The sequence below is a fragment of the Bacteroidales bacterium genome, assembly GCA_023229505.1.
Lineage (GTDB): Bacteria > Bacteroidota > Bacteroidia > Bacteroidales > JAGOPY01 > JAGOPY01.
Map to the genome: position 1 here is coordinate 1 of JALNZD010000097.1, position 3,540 is coordinate 3,540.

Annotated in this window: 5 protein-coding genes; all 5 read right to left on the reverse strand. The window is 39.0% G+C overall.

Annotated elements, in window-relative coordinates; all coding sequences use genetic code 11:
• Nucleotides 1-334: 334 nt before the first annotated feature.
• The gene (locus M0Q51_17255; GenBank protein MCK9401717.1) at nt 335-592 is read right to left on the reverse strand and encodes a hypothetical protein; all 258 of its coding nucleotides are present in this window, start codon (nt 590-592) and stop codon (nt 335-337) included.
• Between the two features lie 197 nt (nt 593-789).
• On the reverse strand, nt 790-2,094 hold the full coding sequence (locus tag M0Q51_17260) for an ATP-binding protein (protein ID MCK9401718.1): 1,305 nt from the start codon (nt 2,092-2,094) through the stop codon (nt 790-792).
• Nucleotides 2,095-2,410: 316 nt separating this feature from the next.
• Nucleotides 2,411-2,587, reverse strand: coding sequence for a hypothetical protein (locus M0Q51_17265; protein ID MCK9401719.1), 177 nt, complete (start codon nt 2,585-2,587; stop codon nt 2,411-2,413).
• Nucleotides 2,588-2,837: 250 nt separating this feature from the next.
• Entirely contained in the window at nt 2,838-3,110 is a 273-nt protein-coding gene (locus M0Q51_17270) for a type II toxin-antitoxin system YafQ family toxin (GenBank protein MCK9401720.1), read from the reverse strand.
• A gap of 3 nt (nt 3,111-3,113) precedes the next feature.
• Nucleotides 3,114-3,308, reverse strand: coding sequence for a hypothetical protein (locus tag M0Q51_17275; GenBank protein ID MCK9401721.1), 195 nt, complete (start codon nt 3,306-3,308; stop codon nt 3,114-3,116).
• Nucleotides 3,309-3,540 lie beyond the last annotated feature (232 nt).

The following is a 3,540-nucleotide window of genomic DNA, read 5'->3' on the forward strand; positions in this document are numbered from 1 at the left end:
GATAATTAAGGTTTCCATATTTTTCTGTTTTTACAAAGATAAAAAATTTTAAAACATACATCCTTATATGTTTAAGAAGCGAATTAATCAGCTAACAGCTAATGGCTTTTGGCCGTTGGCCTTTGGCCTTTGGCTATTGGTGATTGGTGATACGGTGGAACAGTGATTTCAGCCCCCTCCCTGGCCCTCCCCTGTTCCCCGCGTACGCGGGGACATGCGGGGGAGGGGAACGTTAGAGCTGTTAGATTTGCTAAATTCTCAATTTCCCAATCCTTATAACTTTTCAATTTTCCCATTTCACCTTTTCACTATTTCACTGTATTACTATTCCACATCATTGAGTCTTAAGAACTCTTTTCCTGATCCACAGTGCAAATAATGGATCAGAAAGAATATACCGCTCAGCACTATTTTTAATAATGAGTCCTGTCCCTTTCAGAACTTTCAGGGTTCGGGAAACATTGATGCTTTTATAATCAATCCTGGAATAAAGAGAACTGGCGTCTTCTGCTATTTTCAGGACGACCAGGCGATGCTCCCGTCTTTTAGATGTTTCTTCCCAAAGTTTTTCCAGGTAGTTTCGTTCATGCAAAAGCAATTCTTCCAGGATCGTATCCAGATCAAGTTTAAATGATAAAGGTGATAGCTGGTGTTTTAAGATAATACAAAAAGTGTCTCATACGACATTTGTACTATTATAAAACCACAGATTATAACTTTCTCTTTCCATACCGTTTCACTATTCCACTGTTTCACTGTTTCACTGTTCCACTATATTATAAGTGAATCTTACGATAATAAATTCTTTAATTCACTAACAGCATACAAGGGTAAATTGGTTAGCCAGTCCTGTTTGCGAAAATCGGACATTGAAGTGCGAATAGAAACCTTTGGGCTGAATTTTTCCATAAAAACTTTTAAGCTCTTAGCTTGTAAATTTTCTTCAGCTTTAACTTCTATTGGGACAACCAACCCATTATACTGGGCTGTGAAATCAACTTCTGCAGTTGAACGTTCAGCCGACCAGTAGTAAATCACATATTCACCTGTGCTATTAAGTTGCTGAAAAACAAACTGTTCCGTCAAGGCGCCTTTAAATTCAGAGAATAAAGCGTTTCCTTCAAGAAGTGTTTTAGCATCAATATCACTCATTGCTGTTAACAATCCAATATCCACCAGGAATAATTTGAAGGCGCTTCTGTCTTCATAGGCTTTTAAAGGTATAGCGGGCTTCGTCACCCTGCATACTTTATGAATCTGTCCGCAATCAATTAACCACGATAGCGATAATTCATAATCTTTTGCACGTGAACCTTCCTTGATTATTCCATAAATAAACTTACGATTTTCTTTTGCTAATTGGGCTGGAATGGAATTCCATATCATCCGTATACGCGGAACAATCTCTAATGGAGCATGTTTCGAAAAATCCTGCTCATAAGCATCTAAAATTTGTTGTTGAATTTCGCGTACTTCTTTAAAACTATTATTTTCGCTAAATTTCAAAACAGCTTCGGGCATACCGCCAACATAATAATATTGCCGGAGCCGTTCAATATACTTTGATTTATAAGCCGTTATCAATTTCCAATCAGCGCTGTGAAGTATTTCCACAAGAGCACTTTCCCCCATTGCATCAAGAAATTCTGAAAAAGTTAAGGGATACAAATCCATAAAAACTATTTTGCCTACAGGATAAGAGATACCAGCATGAAGCGCCACACCCAGCAACGAACCGGCTGTCACGATGTGATATTCATTGGCATCTTCCTGAAAATACTTTAAAGCAGTTATTGCTTCGGGCACAGCTTGTATTTCATCAAAAATCAACAAGGTGTTTTTAGCATGTATGGTTAAACCTGATTCTGCCTGCAGAGCGACAATTACCCTTTTAATGTCAAAATCATCGGTAAATAAAGCTTTTAATCGTTTGTTCTTCTCGAAATTTACATAAATGGTCTGAGCATATTGCGTATTACCAAATTCTTTCATCAGCCAGGTTTTGCCAACCTGTCTTGCACCCCTTATGATTAAAGGTTTTCGTGAAGTTGAGTTTTTCCAGGCAACCAGGTCTGCCAATTTTGTTCTTCTCATCCTTGTTATTTTGTGCAAATATACAAAATTACAAACGACTTTATGTTATGTGACACACATATTCAAACAACTAATTGAGAGCCGTGAAACGGTGAAACGGTGACTGGGTGACTGGGTGACTGGGTGAAACGGTGACTAATTGAATAAATTACCAAGTCACCCTGTTACCTTGTTACTCAGTTACCTAGTTACCATGAGACTGGGTGACTGGTTTCAGGTTTCCGGGTTTGGCCTTATTTGCCGGGAGCTCTTTATTCTTCTTATACTTGAATGTGAATGGAGAATTCGAAGGACTTCAACGTACCCGGCTTTTATTCTATTCTCTCGCTTTCAGCCATTGTTCAAAGTGTTCCATTGACTCTTGAATGGTATGAAACGGACCTTTTTCAGCTTTTCGTATCCCAGCTATGAATTCATCCTGACTCAGCGTATTACCAGGTAAAGTCCAGTTTTTTGATTCTTTTTTTTGATCTTTTGTTTTTATAACTTTCATGACAGACCTTGGATAATGAAAGTGTAAAGATACAAAATTAGTGGGTTGTTGAAAACCAAAGGTGCTCTTTTTCTTTCGTTACTGTTTCCAGTTCCGGCAAGGAACCGTTAGATATATAAACGGTGACTGGGTGACTGGGTGACTGGGTGACTGGGTGACTTCAGCCCCCTCCCTGGCCCTTCCGCCAGCTGGCGGAGAGGGGAAAGGTGGAACGGTGTAACAGTGAAATGGTGAAAAGGTGATACGTTTTTTAAAATAAATCAGCATGCGTACCTGTCCGGATAAGTTGAATCTCCTTCATGTTGGGATCTTTTCGCCAAATCAATAACCAGTCAGACATCAAATGGCATTCCCAGCAATCGGAATAATTACCGCCAAGTTTGTGCGGTTTAAAGGAAGTGTTAACCTTGCCATCTTTTTCAAGCGATTCGATTGCTGTTTTAAATATTTGGAAATCAGTGGATCTGCGCTTCAATCTCTTAACGTCTTTCAGAAAAGCGCCCGTATAAGTAAGAGAATACATTTGTCAGATGCCAATAATATTGTAAAGCTCAGAAGAGTTTTTTGCCTTTTTTACCCTGCCCTCTCTTGCACTCTTTATTGCTCTCGTGGTTTCTTCATTGGGAGTACCGGAGATAATCCGGCCACATCTCATTTCCTTTATCAGGTCGAGAATGATTTTGCCTTTTTTTGTTTTCCCGTTAATAATAACCGTTGTCATCTTTGTAAGTGTTTATGCAAAAATAATCATTTTTCGTGAGGCGTGAGACGGTGGAACGGTGGAACGGTGATATGGTGACTGGGTGACTAGGTGACTGGGTGACTAAGTGACTCAGTGACTAGGTGACTGTTTTTGAGATTCTTTAAGGGATCGTAATAAACCGGAAAGTTGTCCTCCTATAATTTTCATTTCATTTTCAAAATCTTTAAATGTTTCTTCTGGCAAAAATGAA

What these genes read in the sequence shown, in the direction of transcription:
- M0Q51_17275 (MCK9401721.1), bottom strand. Translation starts at nt 3,308, where the DNA reads ATGACAACGGTTATTATTAACGGGAAAACAAAAAAAGGCAAAATCATT.
- M0Q51_17270 (MCK9401720.1), bottom strand. Translation starts at nt 3,110, where the DNA reads ATGTATTCTCTTACTTATACGGGCGCTTTTCTGAAAGACGTTAAGAGA.
- M0Q51_17265 (MCK9401719.1), bottom strand. Translation starts at nt 2,587, where the DNA reads ATGAAAGTTATAAAAACAAAAGATCAAAAAAAAGAATCAAAAAACTGG.
- M0Q51_17260 (MCK9401718.1), bottom strand. Translation starts at nt 2,094, where the DNA reads ATGAGAAGAACAAAATTGGCAGACCTGGTTGCCTGGAAAAACTCAACT.